Raw genomic sequence first — 17823 nt, 5'->3', positions numbered from 1 at the left:
GAGAAACGGGAGAACAACCATGTCCATTCAACATCGTCCCGGCTCGATCGTCGGCTTGCCGAATTTTTCCGCCCCGACCGATTTTCCGGAAAGCCCGCTCTCGCAGGCACTCAAGCAGCCGGTTCTGCTCGGTCTCTTCCTGCCGATCCAGGCGGGCGGCTGGACGCAATCGACACTCGAGCGGTCGACCGACTGGCGCTTCGACTACAACAAGGCGCTGACGCTGAAGGCCGAAGAACTCGGCTTCGATCTCGTCTTCGCGCTATCACAATGGCTGCCGAAGGGCGGCTATGGCGGCGTCTTCGACGGCCAGGCGCTGGACAGCTTCGTCTCGACGGCAGCACTTGCCGGCCTCACCAGGAAGATCATGCTGATCTCGACCATACATGTGCTCTATGGCCCATGGCATCCCCTGCATCTGGCGAAATTCGGCGCGACGCTCGACCACATCACAGGCGGGCGCTGGGGTATCAACGTCGTCACCGGGCACCGCGCCGTCGAGCACGAGATGTTCGGCTGGCCGCGCATCGAGCACGACAAGCGCTACGAACTGGCGGCCGAATTCCTCGAGGTCGTCCAGCGCCTTTGGAGCGACAGCGAGAACTTCTCCTTCGAGGGCGAAAGTAGTTGGAAGCTCGGCGGCGGCTTCGTCACGCCGAAGCCCAACTTCGGCCGCCCGATCCTCGTCAACGCCACCGGTTCGGACGCCGGCATTGCTTTTGCCGGCCGCTATTCGGATATCGTCTTCATCACCAGCCCGACCGGTGCGGACATCGACAGCGCGCTGGAATCGCTGCCCGCGCATACGAAGCGGGTGAAGGATTCGGCAATCAGCGTCGGGCGTACAGTGCGTACATTGTTGAACCCGATGGTGATCTGCCGGCCGACGGAGAAGGAGGCCTGGGAGCTCGCCGACCGCATCGTCGCCCATGCTGACCAGCGTTCGCCACAAGGCTTCCAGTCACTGAACTCGGATGCCCAGGCCTGGAAGGGTCGCGACCCGCAGGATCCCTACCGCCCTATCGGCGGCAACATCCGCGTCATCGGCTCGCCCGAGCAGGTGGTCGATCAGTTCGTCAAGCTGAAGGAGGCCGGCGTCGATGGTCTGCAACTCAGCTTCTTCGACTTCCGTGACGATCTCGAATTCTTCGGCACCGACGTCCTGCCCCTGATGAAGCAAGCCGGCCTGCGCCACTGAGGAGAAGCACCATGACAAGTAATGCCATTTCCGAAATCTGGTACACGCGCTGCCCGGTGCCGACGCCCGTCGGCCTTGCTGCGCAGCTCGGCTATCTCGAGGAAAACTTCCGCAAGGACGGCGTGACGCTGAAATCGATCATCGATTCACCCGACCGCAATATCCGCCAGAGCCATTTCAACCACACGCTCGACTGGTCGTTCCGTCACGGCGGCAACGTTCCACCAATCCGGGCACGCTCGGAGGGGCGCAAGACGCGCCTCATCGGCATCACCTGGACCGACGAGTTCCAGGCGATCATCACCCTACCGGAAACCGGCATAAAGACCACGAAGGATCTGAAAGGGCGCCGCTTCGGCATCGCCCGCCGACCGGAAGGCATCGTCGATTTCATGCGCGCCACCGCATTGAAGGGGCTGCTTTCGGCGCTGTCGCTGGAAGGCCTGGCGCTCGACGAAGTCGAGATCATCGACATCGCGCTGTCAGACTCGGTGCTCTCGACGCAGGAAGGCCCGTCCCTCTTCGGTCTGAAGCGTCGGCAGGCCTATGGCGAGGAGGTCGCGGCTCTCATTCGCGGTGACATCGACGCCATCTATGTGAAGGGTACGGCCGGTATCAATGTCGCCAACCTCATCGGTGCCGTTGAGGTGGCAGAGTTCGGCTTTCATCCCGATCCGAAGATCCGCATCAATTCTGGCTCGCCGCGCGTCCTGACGGTGGACGAACTGCTAGCCGACGAGCGGCCGGATCTCGTCAGCCGCCTGCTGGAATCGATCTTCAAGGCTAGCGCATGGGCCGAAGCGCATCCCGAGGAAACGAGGCGCTTCGTCGCCCGCGAGGCGGGCGCCACGGAAGAACAGGTTCTCGCCGCCAATGGTCCTGACATCCATAAGCACCTGGGCCTTGGGCTGCAGCCCGAACTGGTGGACGCGATCGGCCACTACAAGGATTTCCTGCGCGATTTCGGTTTCCTCGCCGCCGATTTCGACATTGCCGATTGGGTGGATCGCCGCCACATCGACGTCTTCTTCAGGCGCGCCGTGGCCTGAACAGGGAGACCAATAGCACCATGCTTCAGGAAAACATCGACCCGGTCGACAAGGCACGGCGTCTCGCCGTCGATTTCGCCGAACGTGCCGCTCACCATGACGCAACGGGGGAATTCCCGTTCGAGAACTTCACGCGTCTCTTCGAAGCCGGCCTGCTTGGTCTGGTAACCGCTCCCGAGCATGGTGGGCACGGCGGCGGGCTTGCGGAGGCGCAAGCCGTGATCAGCGAAATCGCGCGCGGCGAACCCTCGACCGCGCTCGTGCTTGCCATGCACTACAACAGCCACTATGTCCTGCGCCGCTTCGCAAAGTGGCCGGCCCACCTTTCGGAGCGGGTACTCACAGCCAACCGTTCGGGTCCCGCCCTGATCAATGCCGCCCAGGCGGAGCCTCGTATCGGCTCGCCCGCCCACGGCGCACTGCCGGAAACCGTCGCGCGCCGCGACGGCAACGTCTGGCGCATCAGCGGCCACAAGAGCTACGTGACCGGCATCCCGGTGCTCAAATGGGTCGCGCTGCTGGCGCTGACCGACGAGGACGAACCGCGTCTGGCGTCCTTCCTCGTTCCCACGGACAGCCCCGGCCTGCGTATCGAAAAGGCATGGAACGCCGCCGGCATGCATGCAACCGCTAGCGACGACATCATCCTCGACAATGTCGCCGTTCCACTCGAAGACATCATCGAAGCCCAGCCGGCTTCCGAGCCGCTGCGCCGCGAGGAACATGCAACTGCCTTCTTCTTCTCGCTGATATCAGCAGTTTACCACGGCGTTGCGCTTTCGGCGCGCGACCGCGTGCTAACCTTCGCCGCCCACCATTCACCGGCAAGCCTGGGCGCTCCGCTCTCGACCGTTCCCCGCATTCAGGATGGCCTTGGAGAAATCGAAGTCCGGCTCGCCACCAATGCCCGCTTGCTCCGCTCTCTCGGCGAAGACGTTGATGCCGGCAGGGCTGTGGGAATGGATGGCATGCATGTCCGCCATGTGGTCATCGACAACGCGGTCGCGATCACCAGCCTCGCGCTTGAGCTTGCCGGCAATCCCGGCCTCAATCGCGACTTCCAGCTGGAGCGCCACCATCGCGATGCCATCACGGCGCGCTCCCATGCCCCGCAGAGCCACATGATCCGCACCATCGCCGCCCGTAATGCGCTTGCTCGCCTCGCATCACGATAGCGGGGACGTGGCCACGAGTTCACGGGTCGGATTCACAAATGCAGGCTAACCATGAGCAAAGACAGCGAATTCCTTTGGTACATCCCTAATGACACGAGGCCGGGACACCGTGGCGATACCGTCGTTGACAATCACAACAGCCTTTCCACGCTGACGGAGCACGCCCGAGCACTTGAACAGCACGGATGGAAGGGCGCGCTCATCGGAACCGGCTGGGGCAGACCAGATACCTTCACCGTTGCCGCAGCACTTGCGGCGAGCACGACGACGTTCGAGCCGCTGATAGCGATCCGCCCCGGCTACTGGCGACCGGCGAACTTCGCCTCCGCCGCCGCAACGCTCGACCATCTCACCGGCGGCCGCGTGCGCGTCAATATCGTCTCAGGTCTCGACAATCTCGCCGCTTATGGCGACCAGGAGGGAGATCAGTCAGAACGCTACGCCCGCACCAAGGAATTCATGCGGCTGGTCCGCAGGCTCTGGACCGAGGAGAACGTCAGCTATGACGGCGAGCACTTCGGCGTCGCCGAATCGACCGTCGTGCCACGCATCGAGCCTCGCGGAAATCGTCGCCACCCGAAGCTCTATTTCGGCGGAGCCTCCGAGGCGGCCGAAAGGGTCGCTGCCACCGAGGCGGATGTCCAGCTGTTCTGGGGCGAGCCGCTCGACGGTGTTCGCGAGCGCATCGCCCGCCTGAAGGCGCTGAGCCGCGAACTCGACCGGGATCTGCCGCCGCTTGAATTCGGGCTACGGATCACGACACTGGTGCGCGACACGACCGAGCAGGCGTGGACCGACGCCGAGGCCAAGGTTGCGGAGATGGCGAACAGTAATGGCGCCGGCTGGAGCGATCACCGCAGGGCAGTCGCGGTCGGCCAGCAGCGGCTGTTCGACCTGCATCGGTCAGGCGACGTCCTCGACGACAACCTCTATACGGCGCCCGGCAAATATGGCGGCGGCGGCGCCGGCACGACCTGGCTGGTCGGCTCGGCAGCTGACGTCGCCAAGTCGTTGCGCAAATACCAGGATCTCGGCATTAGCCATTTCGTGCTCTCCGACACGCCTTACCTCACGGAGATCAGACGGCAGGGAAATCAGTTGCTGCCGCTTCTGCGCGGCTGAAGCGTAAGTGACGATCAAACTCGCGGTGGTATTTGCGACGGCTGGAGACAAGACCCTAACACGCCGCGGGCCTGTCTTGGACGCTCTGTTTCGAAGACGTAGCGGTACCCACGAACCGTGATGGTCGGCCATGCGGTTTCGCGTGATTAAGTGCGCACGACATCGTCATTCTCCGTCGTCGCCCACCTGGGCGCTCGGGCACTCGTCATCGATGGCGTACGCGATTTTGGTAACTGCTAATGTAGGAAGGCTACAAACTGTGTCTTTCTGCGCCTAGCCAAAGCCCGGTTAGTCACTAAGCTCTGATTCGTTGCCTTCAATAACCTGACCCAATGAGGGACGTCTTGATGAGCAGAATTCTAGTGATTGCCATTGCAGTGCTTGCCGTTGCCAATCTGAGTGCCTGCGCGGATATCGGTAAAGGAAAAGGTAAGGCCCCGCCGCCAGCAGAGGCTGTTTACAAGTAAGTTGGCCTTCAAATTCGGGAAAGGCCAATGTGGCCTTTCCCCTTTCAACCGCCAGGCTTAATCCCCGTTTACACATCCACGGCGTGCAAGAGTGGCTCATCGCTGTATCAGGCCCGCGGGACAGGGCCAGCAAATGGAGCGTATTTGATGCACCTTGGAAAAGGCCGTCTGTCGCTTGTGGTTCTGATGGCATGCGCACTGGCGTCCTGCCAAACCAAAGACAAGCCACAACAACCGCGTTTCACGTCGACCAGCAGGAATTCGCCAGCAACGACCACGCCAGCCAAGGAAATCGCAGCGAACCAGTATTACATCGAATTTCGATCGCGCTTTGCGCTTAGCTACGGCCACACCTATGTGGTCTTTGGCAAGCTGGACGAGAACGGAGACCCGATCAATCCGGAGGTCGCCGGTCTTGCCCCGGCTTCTCATGATCCGAGCGACTACGTGCTTGGCCATTTCGTGCCGGTACCGGCCACAACTGGGTGGACAGACGGCGATCTCGAAGAACAATACCGCTCCGCAAGCTGGCGAGTGCTCTTGACCCAGCAGGAATATAACGACGCCGTGGCCTTCATCCGAAAGCAGCAGGCCTCGTCCAAGACCTGGGAAGCGACTTTCAATAACTGCAACGCCTGGACTGGAGAAATTGCCCGCCACATGGGCTACAAAATACCCGGCATCTGGCTGAGACCCCAGCAGTTCATCACTGACCTCCGCGAGATGAACACCGCTTCAAGCGCGTCGTAAGACCGAATGTGGGGGAGTGGGAATTTGCGCGAAGCGAACCACGCTGGCCCGGGTCGGGCATCCGGTACCGCGACATGCTGCGTCCGCGCTGATGAGCTTTCGCCTTGGTGAAGATAAGTTGCTATTTCACACGGACGACTACGACCACTTCTTGTTGTCTAATGGTCATGCACAGGCGATCACCCGGGACCTCTTGCGCTTCGCGCGCGATCTCGTGCCCCGTGTCGTGCATTTCCGTCATGTTCTCGGTATTGGTTTCGAAGCGCTCTAGGCCCTTAGAGAGGCATTTCCCCACGCGCGGCGCCCGCGACTCGCGGCTATAGAGAGAGGTAGAAAGAAAGTGGGCCGAATAGTCGAACCCCAAATGCCCGGCAAAGTCTGCGCCAACTTAAAGGGAGAAGGGAAGCCGATTTGGGGAATTGAGGCTGAAGCTTCCCTTCTTGTCCTGCCGCAGATCAGCGATCGGGACGAACAAGAGGTTACCTCATTAAGCTATCAAAACCAGTCGGACCAAAGTCCCAATATCATAGGTCCAAAGTCCTATCAGGCCGCGACCTGTTGGTTACTCACCAACGAGGCGCCCGGATATTGCGGGGGTCCGTCCGCAAGTATCCGGGCTACACCCCATCCTACGGGAAGGAGGATGATTTGAGCATAAGGAACGTTTCGTGACCTTGCATCATTCGAAGGTCCCCCGATGGAATGGACTTAGGTCGCACTCGGTCGCGGAGGCCCTCAGACCAAGGTCGATCTCTGACAAGGCAGCAGAATGCTTCCCCTATCAATGGCCTAGCAAAATCTTGTTCCCTCGCAGCGGAAGGCGATACTTGACCGCCTTGCTGCAACCGAACAACATGAGAACGTGAATAGCTTTTAGGACTGCAGTACCCGCGTAGCACAATGCACCGAGAATCGTGATCCCCACTCCCATAATCCACGTTTTCTCAGCAGCAACTTCAGAGACCTTGATCCCACTGGCCACTATCGAAAGCCTCACCGGCGTGGCAGGGCAAACGCGCTCGATCTTTGCCGAGCACTTCAGCGCTATCTTGGGAGAAGGAGCGGCACATTATCTCGCCGGGTTACGTATGCAGCTTCCCCGCGAGTGGTTGGGCAAGGCGGGATGTCGGTTGCCGAGGTTGCGTCCCGGTCAGACCATGAGTCCGAGGCATCCTTCGTTCCGCCTTCAAACGTATCACTAAAGTCCCACCCGGCGTTGCGCACCGCACAAATTCCGGACGAACGAGCATGAATTTCGGATTTTAGGATACAGATAATCCTGAGAAGGTCGTCTATGACATCTCCTAACTAAGGAGATACATGTATGACGGACACAACATCGCAGCTTGATGGGGCAGCAATTGGCGTCGATTTCCCCGAGCCATCCACGTGGAACGCGGCGACCTGGGCTGCCGTTCTTTCGATGGCGGCCACTAGCTTTGCACTCGTATCGGCCGAGTTCCTGCCGGCCGGCCTGTTGACGCCGATGGCGCACGATCTCGGGATTACCGAGGGGACAGCCGGACAGGTCGTCACCGCTACCGCTTCTGTCGGTGCTGTCACCGCCCTGTTAAGCAATGTTCTCATCGGCAGATTGAACCGCAAGACGGTGCTGGTCGGTCTCAGTGCATTGGCGATCGGATCCAATATCCTTGCAGCGTTAGCGACCGACTTTTGGCTATTGTTGTTGGGCCGTGCCGGGTTGGGCGTAGCGCTTAGCGGTTTCTGGGCGCTTTCAGTTGCCGTCGTGGCGAGGCTGGTTGGCCCCAATGCGACGGGCCGGGGCATGGCTATCGTCACTCTCGGCGTCTCGCTCGCCACAATCGCTGCACCATCGCTAGGTGCTTTGATCAGCGACTGGCTGGGATGGCGCAGCGCCATGGCCATGACAGCGGGGCTTGCCGCGCTTGCAATGCTGCTGCAGGTACTTACTTTGCCAACATTGCCTGCAAGTACGAGCAACAGTCTCGCCGATGTTTTCCGGCTGACACGGCGGCGTGGCATTCAACTGGGAATGCTTGCTATCCTCTTGCTGATGACCGGCCATTTTGCCGGCTCGGTTTACATGCGCCCCTTCCTTGAACAAGTGACGCTCCTTGAAACCCGATCGATCGCCCTGGCACTGCTAGGATTCGGCGTCGCCTCCGTGATCGGCAATGTCGCCGGTGGCCGAATGGCAGACGCCAGTATCGGCCTGGCCCTTGCTGTCACGGCAGCGCTGATGGCGTTTGCTGCATGCGCTTTGGTGTTGTGGGGCGCTCATATCAGTGTTGCGTACACCCTTGTTGCGCTTTGGGGCTTCGCCTTCGGCATGGCCCCGGTAGTTCTACCGACCAACCTTTCCCGCGGGGCACCCGACGCTTTGGAGGCGGCCGGGAGCCTGATGGTCGTCTCGTTTCAGGTCGCCATCAGCATCGGCGCGGTTTTCGGCGGCTACATTGTCGACCACTACGGTGCTATTGGGCCCTTGACCCTTACCGCTGTCCTAGCTGCATCGACGGTGGCCCTGGCGATGGTTCAGCCTCGCAGCTGATCTTTGCGTCTGGGTTGGGATGCAAAAGCAATCGGACTGAAGATGCTGTGTCACCACCCTGTGCATCGATAGGCGCTGGGTGGGCGTTGCAGGCCGGTCCGAGTGGCGTTCTGGATATGGGCGCCGCCGGCGATCATCCTCGGCCCAGGCGGTATAGCTGGGCCGAATCGAACATGAGAGCCGAGGTAAGACCGGCCGTCTGTAAGGCTCCCATTGGTCGTGTCGTCGAAGTTTGCGAGGCCGGTTGTGGGGCAGCAGGAATGAAAGAGTATTGGATGCTTGTCCTTGAACTCGGGTTCAAGCGGTCCCGGAAGGGTAGGCTCAAGTTTGGCCTCCGCTGTGGTCCCGGCGAGCTACGATCGCGAGCGAAGATGAAGTCTTCGCGCCAAGCGACATTGCGATGAGGTTACGGGCGGATTGGTTGAGGGCTGACTGAGACTTGTCAATTCGGCGTTTCGCATTGCTATTGATAGCGGCTAGGCGCATCAGTCGACCTTTGACGAATCCCGCCAGGCCCGCTCGAAAGGCAGCCGCCAGGCATGCGGTGCGATAAGCTGGTGGATCGATTTCGGCCCCCAGCCGCCCTGATCGTAAAGGCGCACCGGCGGCGGATTGTCCAGTAGCGGCTGCGAGACCTCCCAGAGCCGTTCGATACCCTCGGCGGTATTAAACAACGTGTGGTCGCCGCGCATAGCGTCGAGGATCAGGCGCTCGTATGCCTCCAGAACTTCGCCGATCAGGCCTGTTTCACTCATGGCGAATTGCAGGGAGAGCTTGTCGAGCCGGAAACCAGGTCCGGGTCGCTTGCCGTAGAAGGAAAGAGAGACCTTAGAGGCGTCGGCGAGGTCGAAGGTGAGGTGATCCGGCCCCTGCGCGCCGACGCCGGAACCTGCGGGGAACATCGATTTCGGGGGCTCGCGGAAGGCAATCGAGATGATGCGCTGCCCTTCAGCCAGACGCTTGCCAGTACGCAAAAAGAACGGCACCCCGGCCCAGCGCCAATTGTCGATTGCGCATTTGAGAGCGATGAACGTATCGGTGTCGCTCTCGGGATCGACCCCCGGCTCGTTGCGATAGCCAATATATTGGCCGCGCACCACGTCGCGCGGCTCGATCGGCAGCATGGAGCGGAATACCTTGTTCTTCTCCTCGGAGATCGGCGCAGGTTCGAGGGCTGTAGGCGGCTCCATCGCCATGAAGGCTAGAATCTGAAAGAGGTGGGTCACCACCATGTCGCGATAGGCGCCAGTGGTCTCGTAGAATGCCGCGCGGGTGGAAAGACCTAACGTCTCCGGCACATCGATCTGCACATGGTCGATGAAATTGCGGTTCCAGATCGGCTCGAACAGGCCGTTGGCAAAGCGGAACGCCAGGATGTTTTGCGCCGGCTCCTTTCCGAGGAAGTGGTCAATACGGAAGATCTGCTTCTCGTCGAACACCTCGTGCAGCTTGGTGTTTAGTTCCACAGCGCTGGCAAGGTCCGTTCCGAACGGCTTTTCCATGATGATACGGGAACGCTCCACCAGCCCAGCCTCGGCGAGAAGCTGCACGGCCGGGAGCGCTGCTTTCGGCGGCACCGACAGGTAATGCACGCGCCGCGTTTCCGGCCCCATTGCCTCCTCGGCCCTATTTACCGCTTCCCTCAGCGCACCGGCACCAGCGCCGATCGGTGCGTAATCAAGTGATGCTGCGAAAGTCTCCCATTCGGCCTGTGTAAACTTGCGGGTCAAGAACTTATCCAGCGACTCGCGGGCAATGGTTCGAAATCCATCGACATCGATATCGTCAAGCGACACGCCGACGATCCGGCAGCCCGGGATGAAGCCAGCTTTGATAAGGTGGAACAACCCGGGCAGCAATTTACGCCGGGAGAGATCACCCGTCGCACCGACGAGCACGACAACTTGCGGATAGCCGGGGCCGACCCGTGTGGAATTCTTGCGCAAAATATCCATCCCAGTATCTTCAATTGCACCCAGCGCGTGGTACGAGACCGCGACGGCACCAACGCCTTGCTGTCGCGAAGCAGCTGGCCTCGTCCCGAAGCCATCACGGCAAATCCTCGTCCGATCTGAGGTTGGATAAGGACATGGATTTCAATGTCAATCAAGGGCCGAGTGCGGCCGCCCCGAGCCAGTATTCACCGCCTCGGCACAGGACGCCGATCTCGCGCAGAAGCTGTAAAACCCGATTTCGTCGTTTTCTTACCAGCCCACTTTTGGCCGTCGTCGATCTAGAACCTGTCACGGCATGAGGACCTCTCCCATGGCGGCGGATGGTACCGCTCTCCTCACAGCAACATGGACGCTCCACGATCGAGATAGGTGTCGAGGAACTGCTCAAGACGTGCATTTCTGGGCTTTCTGAAGACCTCTTGTGGAGGGCCCGTAAAGACGATTCTTCCATGGTCGAGGAATGCGATCTGTTGCCCGACGGTGGCCGCAAAGCCGATTTCGTGCGACACGACGACCATTGTCATGCCTTCGGCGGCGAGATCGCGCATGACGTTCAGCACTTCGCCGGTCAACTCTGGGTCCAGGGATGACGTCGGCTCGTCGAAAAGCATGATCTTCGGCTTGAGGGCGAGCGCCCGGGCGATCGCCACCCGCTGTTGCTGTCCACCGGAAAGCTGCGATGGATAGTGACCCGCCCGGCTTTCAAGCCCGACCTTCACAAGCTGCGCCATGGCGCGCTCCTCAGCATCCTTACGGCTCATCTTGTGAACGGTCTTCAGCGCCTCGCTCACGTTTCCTAGCGCTGTCATGTGTGGCCAGAGATTGAACTGCTGAAAGACCATGCCGATCTGAGCGCGAATTGCACGGTTGGCAGCAGGTGGAACGCGCTCCCGTATCCCCGTGGCACTTTCGGTGAAACCGAGAACCTCGCCATTGATTGTGATGGTTCCAGACGTTGCTTCTTCAAGAAAGGCCATGCAGCGAAGGAGCGTGCTCTTGCCAGAGCCTGAGGGGCCGATCAGGCAGGAGACCTGGCCGTGCGGGATCTGGAGGTCGACATTCTGGAGGACTGTCGTATCCCCAAACTTCTTGACGAGATTTTTGACTGCGATCGCGGGGAGGCTCATGCGTTGAAAAACCTGAATCTGGTGAGTTTCGTTTCTACGAGACGGCCAAGTCGACCGGTGATCTCAACGAGCACCCAATAGAAGAGTGCGAGCGCCGATAGAGCTTCGACGAAGGCATACTGCTGTGCGCCAATCGCACTCAGCGTCGCCGTCAGCTCTGGAACGGTGATAATCGAAAGAACGGCCGTTTCTTTCATCAGAAGGACTGCCATGTTTAACGACGGAGGCAGCACGAGCATGGTCATCTCGGGCAACAGGATGCGCCGGATGATCTGCCCCTGGGTTAAGCCCACGCACTGGCCCGCCTCGATATGACCTTTGGGAACGGCAAGGAAACCTGATCGAAAGATCTCGCTGTAGTAGGCGGCGCCGTAAATCGAGATGCCAATCAGACCCGCTGGCAGAGGATCGAGTGACAGGCCAATGAACGGACCGCCATAATAGACGAGGAAGATCTGGATAAGGAACGGGGTACCGCGCAGTACGGCAATGATCAGGCCAAGCGCCTTGTTGAGCATCGCGCCACCGAACTGCCGACCGACAGCGACGAAAAATCCGACGATTGTGGCAGCGATCGTCCCGACGATCCAGATCAGAATCGTGACGCCGGCGCCACTTGTGATCGCCGGCAACTGGTCAAGGATGACGTTAATGTCGAACGTCATCGCGGCACTCCCGGAAGAGAGCGCTCGATAAGATCACCAGCAAGCGCCACGATCCAGTTGATGACGAGATAAATAAGGCCCGCGGCCGCAAATATCTGCAGCGGCAGGAAGGTGCTGCCGGCGAGATCCTGCGCCATGCGGGTCAGTTCGATGACGCCAACGACGGAAACGAGCGACGACGCCTTGAGGATGAGGATTGCCTCGTTGACGAGCGCCGGAAAGGTCAGCCTCAGTGCGATAGGTGCCTTGATGCGCCGGAAGATCTGACCCGGCGTCAGTCCCACCATTTCAGCGGATTCCACGAGACCGATCGGGACGCTGGCGAATCCGCCGCGCATGTTTTCCGCCTGGTAGGCCGCCGTGCAAAGCGACAGACCTACGATCGCAGCAACGATGCTCGGCACGTTCAGTCCGATCGCAGGCAACATGTTGTAGATCAGCAGCAATTGCACAAGCAGCGGCACACCGCGGAAGAAGCTGATGAAGATTTGTGCAGGAACGACGAACAGGGCCTTCTTCGACAGCAGCATGCCGGAAAGAACGATCGCTATGGCGAAGCCAATCAAGATGGAGACGACGCTTATCAGCACTGTATAGATCGACGCGTAGAGAAGCAGTTCAAAGAGTTTGATGGACATGTCCGGCTTTTGCCCGCCTGGCTGTCATGAAGGCACGATGGCGTCGTTGATTGCGCGCTCGTGCGACGCAATCAACGATCGGCCCGCTATTAGAATGCTGGGTCTTTTACTGCATCGGGCGTATCGAACGTCGCACCAAACCACTTCTTCTGCAGCTCTGCCATACGACCATCAGCCTTGATCTTCAGCAGTGCCCCATCGATAGCGTCCATCAGCGTCGCATGATCAGCATCCTTGAGGCCAATGAAGCCGAAGTAGGACTTCTTACCAAAAGGCGGCAACACGACTTCAAACGTTCCCTCGCGCTGCTTGGCGACGAAGGCGATGTTCGGGAGCGAATTGGCGACACCGGCAATACGGCCGGCTGCGAGATCCGCATAGGATTCAGTGAAAGCCGGATATTCGCGAACATCCACCTTGGAAGACAGCGTTGCCGAGAATTCCTTCAGCTGATCGAGCTGCGAGGTGGCCTTTCCGACGCCAATCGTCTTACCGGCAATATCATCCGGCTTGCTGATGGTCGTGTCGCCTGCCTTCTTCAGAATCGCGATGGTCGCTTCGGCAATCGGCGGCGTGAAGCGGTAACGCTCCATGCGCTTTTTAGTGATCGTTGCGGGACCGGCCACGACGTCGAACTTGCCCGCTTCGAGGGCCGGGAAAACGCCATCCCAAGGAAGCGCGACCCACTCAATCTTGACACCCAGCTCCTTGCCGATCTCGGTAAAAAGATCAACGTTCAGGCCGGCATGTTCGCCGGCATCGATAAAATCAAACGGCGCAAAGGCGGTTTCAGTGCCGACCTTCAGCGTGCCGGCTGCCTTGACGGCAGCGAGCGTATCGGCGGCTTGCGCCGACAGGGTCGCCCCAACCAAAAAGGCAGCGCCGACGAGGCCCTTTAGCAGTGAACGTGCGATCATGATTGCTATCTCTCCAGTTTCCGCACCCCCAGGATGCGTTCGAGTTCCCGATTTCAGTTCCGTATGCGGACTTCTTTGATCCACTTTTGACTATACAAATAGATATGCGCTAGCCTAGAGTGTCAACGTCAAAGTCGACGAACGCAATTTTTATGCCGACCGGCGGCTTGTGGGCGCGAATTTGGCGTTTGCATCGTTTGCCGGCGGCGTGATGAGGTCGCGTGTTGGAGCCAATTTATCTTAGGATATTCAACGATATCGAGGCGAAGATCCTGGCTGGGGATTGGCGTCCGGGCCATCGGATCCCAAGAGAGCATGATCTTGTCGATGACTACGGCTGTTCGCGGATGACGGTGAGCAAAGCGCTGGCCGCGCTCGTCGACCGTGGACTTGTCGTCCGCAAGCGAAAAACAGGATCATTCGTCGCCTCGCCGCAGATCGACCGTACGGTCATGGATATCCAAGATATCGGGACCGAGGCGAGCTTGGCAGGCTATGAGCACCGCTACAAGATCCTAGCGCGAAGGATCGAGACCCTGGACTCGGTCGAGGCTGCACAGTTGGACAGCACATCGGGAGCCGAGGTTCTCAGAATCCAATGTCTGCATATCGTTGATGGGAAGCCCACGGCAGTCGAGCGTCGCATCATTCTGCTGGATACGGTGCCGCTCGCCAGAATCGAGAGTTTTGCTGCTGCGCCTCCGGCAGAATGGCTCCTCTCCCAAGTGCCATGGTCTAAGGCAAAGCATGTGATACGGGCGGTCCCGGCCGATGCTGCGACGGCGCGCATTCTTGAAATCGATCGCGGCGAACCCTGCTTGAACCTCATTCGTCAGACCTGGCAGAATGATCGCCTGGTGACGTACGTCGAAATCACGCATCCCGGCGATCGCTTTCAATTTGCCGGAATCTTTCATCCAGCCAAAAACCCTCGTCATGTCGACAGCCCCACTGGGTAGGGTACATTGAGCGAAAAACAGATATTCCGTGGAATTCCGCTAAAAGGTCTGCAAGCATTCGAAGCGGTCGGGCGCTGCGGGAGCGTGATGGGGGCTGCCGTGCCGTGTTGGGGTGGACGGCTCCCAACGGCATCGCAATGTGCCAGAATGAGTTCGTTGAAAGCTCAATCGAGGGAGACCGTCCGCGGAAAAGATTATCAGAATTGGCATTGATACGTCAAAGAGCGTTTTCCAATTGCATGGGGTGAATGCAGTCGAGCGACCAGTCCTTCGCAAGAAGCTTTCGCGTAGGGAGATGGTGTAATTCTTCGAGAAGGCACCACCGACCACCGTCGCACTCGAAGCTTGCGGTGGCTCTCATCATTGGGCGAGGTTGTTAGGTTCCTTCGGCCACGATGTAAAATTGATAGCGCCTCAACTGGCGAAGCCCTATGTCAAACGCGGCAAGAACGACGCGGCGGACGCGGAGGCTTTGTGTGAGGCGATGAGCCGACCCACCATGCGCTTCGTGCCGGTGAAGACCGCCGACCAGCAGGCGGCTTTGATGCTGGTCGGTTTGCGAGAGAGACTCATTCGTAATCGAACGCAGCCCGCCAATGCCATACGCGGGTTTGCCATGGAGTTCGGCATCGTCGCAGCCACCGGCATGTGCCGCATCGAACCGTTGCTGGAGCGGATCGCGGCCGACCAATCCCTGCCTGAATTGGCCCGCGAGCTTTTTGCCATGCATGGCGTTGAGTATCGAGACTTGCTTGCCGAAACGAAAGTCGTCGAGGAAAAACTGACCGCGTTGCATCGCTCCGATGAATGCAGCAGGCGCCTGGCCGAAATTCCGGGTGTTGGGCCGGTCGGCGCATCGCTTTTGATGATGAAGACCCCAGATCCCCGAACGTTCAAGTCGGGTCGCGATTTTGCCGCTTGGATAGGACTCACGCCCAAAGACCATTCGACCGCAGGCAAGGTCAGATTGGGGGTGATTACACGTGCTGGCGATGAAATGCTACGAAGCATATTGGTGGTCGGCGCGACCGCTCTTCTTCAGCACGTCAGAGCAGGTCGAAGCAAACATGCTTCCCGATGGCTCATCGAACTCCTCCAACGGAAAAAACCGAAGCTGGTTGCGGTGGCGCTGGCCAACAAGATTGCCCGTGTCGCCTGGAAGCTCATGGTAAGCGGCGAGACGTATCGGCGAACAGAGCGACAAACGCAGGCAATTTAGGAGATTGGCCATCACGGTGCGTGGGAAAAGATCGCGACCGTGTTGAGCTGATGCAGTGAACTTGCAAGAGATGAGCAGATGGTGCGATCGATCGATCCAAGACGCGTGACAATCCGTCAGTTCCAATGGCCAATCAAGGCCGTTGCCGTGTTAGGAACATGCGTTGCGGAAGCCATCTTGGCCAGTGGTCATGTGCGACCACACACAAAGGCCGCACATATGGAAGCAAGCGATCCGATCAAAAAATCTGCAAAAAATCACTTGCAAGTGGGAGCCGTCCACATATGGAACTGAACGTGCTCCGGGCGCCATCACCAGCAGATACGCAAAGTAGAGGGCTTTCTTGGCATCACCCTTGTGGAGCGGAGCGGACAGACAGTGGAGGTGACGCAGTGGGGCCGTCCCTATCACCGCGAGATATCTCAGGATGCCGTTGCTCGAGTGCTACTTCCTCGCGTGGGACTGTTGCGCACTGCAAAAGCCTTACGGTTCGGAGTTTCGCGATTGGCTTATTGCGATATCGCGGCGGCAGGCGCAAATCTCCGCACCTACGACCCTTTAAAAAACTAAAGCGGAAGTAGGCCTTGCGATATTGATGAAAAAGGTCGCGTAGAGTTACCTTGAGCAATCACAGATGAGCTCGCGGGAGAATGGCATGGCGCGTTCTGACAGGATGAAACTGGGCACCTTCGTCTACACGTTCGGCTTCCATCCGGCCTCATGGCTGCATCCGGCAAGCGATGTTCACGGCGCCAACGATTTCAGTCATCTGCTCGATGTCGCCAGACGGTCGGAAGCAGCAAAGCTCGATTTCATGTTCATGGCAGACTCGCCTGCCGCTGCTGTCGGCGACCCCGATGCTCTCTCGCGCATTCCGACGAAGATGAACCGTTTCGAGCCTTTGTCGCTGCTGTCCGCCCTGTCGGTGACAACAGAGAAGCTTGGCCTCGTCGCCACGGTATCAACCAGCTATTACGAGCCCTACAACGTCGCCCGACTGTTTGCCTCAATCGACCATCTGAGCCACGGGCGAGCGTGCTGGAATGTCGTCACTTCAGACCACGACGAGACGGGCTACAATTTCAACCGCGAGGGGCTTGACCCACATGCACTGCGTTATGAGCGTGGCAACGAGTTCGTGGACGTCGTCTTTGGTCTCTGGGACAGCTTCGAGGAAGGAGCGTTGCTGCTCGATCGCGAGAGCGGCGTCTACTACGACAAGACAAAGCACCACACGCTCAATCACAAGGGCAAGCACTTCCAGGTCCGCGGACCGCTGAACATCGCCCGATCGCCACAAGGCCGGCCGGTCATTGCGCAGGCCGGCGGCTCGGAAGCTGGCATGGACATGGCAGCGCGTACAGCCGAGATCGTCTTTAGCCTCGCCTCGAACATTGAGCGAAACCGTGCATTCTACGCAAACGTCAAGCAACGTATGCCGGCCTACGGACGCAATCCTGATGATCTAAAGATTATGCCGGGCGTTGTCCTGAATGTCGGCGAAACGGAAGCCGAGGCCCAGGCCAAGGTCAACTACCTCATCGACAAGATGCACCCCGAGGTCGGTCGCTTGATGCTTTCCGAGTTCCTGGAGGCCGACTTGCGCGGTGTCCCGTTTGACAGGCCGTTCCCGTTGGATCGATTGCCAACGGAACCCAAGGGATCGCGCGCGCTGTTCGAAGAGCTTACCGAATTCGTGAAGAGTGGCCGGACGGTTGGCGAGTTGGTGCGTCACTACGCTGAGAAGCATACCGGCAACGGCATTACTGGCACACCGGCACAGATTGCCGACTTCATGGAAGAGTGGTTCGAGACCCGTGCAGCGGATGGCTTCATTTTAATGTTCCCGACACTGCCGTCGAGCCTCGACGATTTCGTCAAGCTTGTGCTGCCGAAATTGCGGAGCCGCGGCCTCTTCCGCGAAGAATATGAGGGCAAAACGCTGCGGGAAAACCTCGGACTTTCCATGCCGGAAAACCGCTTTGCGAAGGCACGAGCCGCTCGCTAAGAGCAGACGACCGCTATCAGGCGAGGCCTTCATCAACCCTT

The 17823-nt window shown here is 59.3% G+C and carries 14 protein-coding genes and 5 pseudogenes; 14 read left to right on the top strand and 5 right to left on the bottom strand.

Going from position 1 to position 17823, the window contains the following annotated elements; all coding sequences use genetic code 11:
* Positions 1 to 19 precede the first annotated feature (19 nt).
* The 9 genes and pseudogenes from FHT97_RS26135 to FHT97_RS26100 all read left to right on the top strand — a co-directional run bounded on the left by FHT97_RS26135 (position 20) and on the right by FHT97_RS26100 (position 8294).
* On the top strand, positions 20 to 1198 hold the full coding sequence (locus FHT97_RS26135) for an LLM class flavin-dependent oxidoreductase (RefSeq protein ID WP_183864708.1): 1179 nt from the start codon (positions 20 to 22) through the stop codon (positions 1196 to 1198).
* Between the two features lie 11 nt (positions 1199 to 1209).
* Complete coding sequence (locus FHT97_RS26130; protein WP_183864707.1) at positions 1210 to 2247, top strand: ABC transporter substrate-binding protein; 1038 nt, start codon at positions 1210 to 1212, stop codon at positions 2245 to 2247.
* A 20-nt stretch (positions 2248 to 2267) separates the two neighbouring features.
* Positions 2268 to 3422, top strand: a complete 1155-nt coding sequence (locus FHT97_RS26125) for an acyl-CoA dehydrogenase family protein (protein ID WP_183758424.1) — start codon at positions 2268 to 2270, stop codon at positions 3420 to 3422.
* Positions 3423 to 3473: 51 nt separating this feature from the next.
* Complete coding sequence (locus FHT97_RS26120; protein ID WP_183758422.1) at positions 3474 to 4544, top strand: LLM class flavin-dependent oxidoreductase; 1071 nt, start codon at positions 3474 to 3476, stop codon at positions 4542 to 4544.
* A 347-nt stretch (positions 4545 to 4891) separates the two neighbouring features.
* Entirely contained in the window at positions 4892 to 5011 is a 120-nt protein-coding gene (locus FHT97_RS26115; RefSeq protein ID WP_183758420.1) for an ABC transporter, read from the top strand.
* Between the two features lie 147 nt (positions 5012 to 5158).
* The gene (locus FHT97_RS26110) at positions 5159 to 5761 is read left to right on the top strand and encodes a hypothetical protein (protein WP_183758419.1); all 603 of its coding nucleotides are present in this window, start codon (positions 5159 to 5161) and stop codon (positions 5759 to 5761) included.
* Positions 5762 to 5804: 43 nt separating this feature from the next.
* A pseudogene (locus FHT97_RS26105) lies at positions 5805 to 6029 on the top strand (glycosyl transferase); the annotation flags it as partial.
* A 715-nt stretch (positions 6030 to 6744) separates the two neighbouring features.
* Positions 6745 to 7027: pseudogene (locus tag FHT97_RS31135) on the top strand (AraC family transcriptional regulator); the annotation flags it as partial.
* A gap of 58 nt (positions 7028 to 7085) precedes the next feature.
* A complete protein-coding gene (locus FHT97_RS26100; RefSeq protein WP_183864706.1) occupies positions 7086 to 8294 on the top strand; it encodes an MFS transporter in 1209 nt (402 codons plus the stop codon).
* Between the two features lie 485 nt (positions 8295 to 8779).
* On the opposite strand, the gene zwf is transcribed toward FHT97_RS26100, so the two are convergent.
* The 5 genes from zwf to FHT97_RS26075 form a co-directional block, all read right to left on the bottom strand.
* A complete protein-coding gene (zwf, locus tag FHT97_RS26095) occupies positions 8780 to 10249 on the bottom strand; it encodes a glucose-6-phosphate dehydrogenase (RefSeq protein WP_183758415.1) in 1470 nt (489 codons plus the stop codon).
* A gap of 335 nt (positions 10250 to 10584) precedes the next feature.
* The gene (locus tag FHT97_RS26090) at positions 10585 to 11376 is read right to left on the bottom strand and encodes an amino acid ABC transporter ATP-binding protein (RefSeq protein ID WP_183758413.1); all 792 of its coding nucleotides are present in this window, start codon (positions 11374 to 11376) and stop codon (positions 10585 to 10587) included.
* Positions 11373 to 12041, bottom strand: a complete 669-nt coding sequence (locus tag FHT97_RS26085; RefSeq protein WP_183758411.1) for an amino acid ABC transporter permease — start codon at positions 12039 to 12041, stop codon at positions 11373 to 11375. The genes FHT97_RS26090 and FHT97_RS26085 overlap by 4 nt, the downstream gene beginning before the upstream one ends.
* The gene (locus FHT97_RS26080) at positions 12038 to 12679 is read right to left on the bottom strand and encodes an amino acid ABC transporter permease (RefSeq protein WP_183758409.1); all 642 of its coding nucleotides are present in this window, start codon (positions 12677 to 12679) and stop codon (positions 12038 to 12040) included. The genes FHT97_RS26085 and FHT97_RS26080 overlap by 4 nt, the downstream gene beginning before the upstream one ends.
* A gap of 89 nt (positions 12680 to 12768) precedes the next feature.
* The gene (locus FHT97_RS26075; RefSeq protein WP_183864705.1) at positions 12769 to 13596 is read right to left on the bottom strand and encodes a transporter substrate-binding domain-containing protein; all 828 of its coding nucleotides are present in this window, start codon (positions 13594 to 13596) and stop codon (positions 12769 to 12771) included.
* Between the two features lie 224 nt (positions 13597 to 13820).
* Between FHT97_RS26075 and FHT97_RS26070 the strand changes: the two genes are divergently transcribed.
* The 5 genes and pseudogenes from FHT97_RS26070 (at position 13821) to FHT97_RS26060 (ending at position 17782) form a co-directional block, all read left to right on the top strand.
* Positions 13821 to 14555 carry a UTRA domain-containing protein gene (locus FHT97_RS26070; protein WP_183864728.1) on the top strand — a complete coding sequence of 245 codons (735 nt, stop codon included), beginning with the start codon at positions 13821 to 13823 and terminating at the stop codon, positions 14553 to 14555.
* A 6-nt stretch (positions 14556 to 14561) separates the two neighbouring features.
* A pseudogene (locus tag FHT97_RS31130) lies at positions 14562 to 14657 on the top strand (LysR family transcriptional regulator); the annotation flags it as partial.
* A gap of 91 nt (positions 14658 to 14748) precedes the next feature.
* Positions 14749 to 15774, top strand: a pseudogene (locus tag FHT97_RS26065) (IS110 family transposase).
* Between the two features lie 421 nt (positions 15775 to 16195).
* A pseudogene (locus tag FHT97_RS31125) lies at positions 16196 to 16336 on the top strand (LysR family transcriptional regulator); the annotation flags it as partial.
* A gap of 93 nt (positions 16337 to 16429) precedes the next feature.
* On the top strand, positions 16430 to 17782 hold the full coding sequence (locus FHT97_RS26060) for an LLM class flavin-dependent oxidoreductase (protein WP_183864704.1): 1353 nt from the start codon (positions 16430 to 16432) through the stop codon (positions 17780 to 17782).
* Positions 17783 to 17823: the final 41 nt, after the last annotated feature.

It is taken from the genome of Rhizobium sp. BK399 (assembly GCF_014194695.1).
GTDB lineage: Bacteria > Pseudomonadota > Alphaproteobacteria > Rhizobiales > Rhizobiaceae > Rhizobium.
Note: the sequence above shows the minus strand (reverse complement) of the source record. Positions and strands in the feature narration are given on the sequence as shown.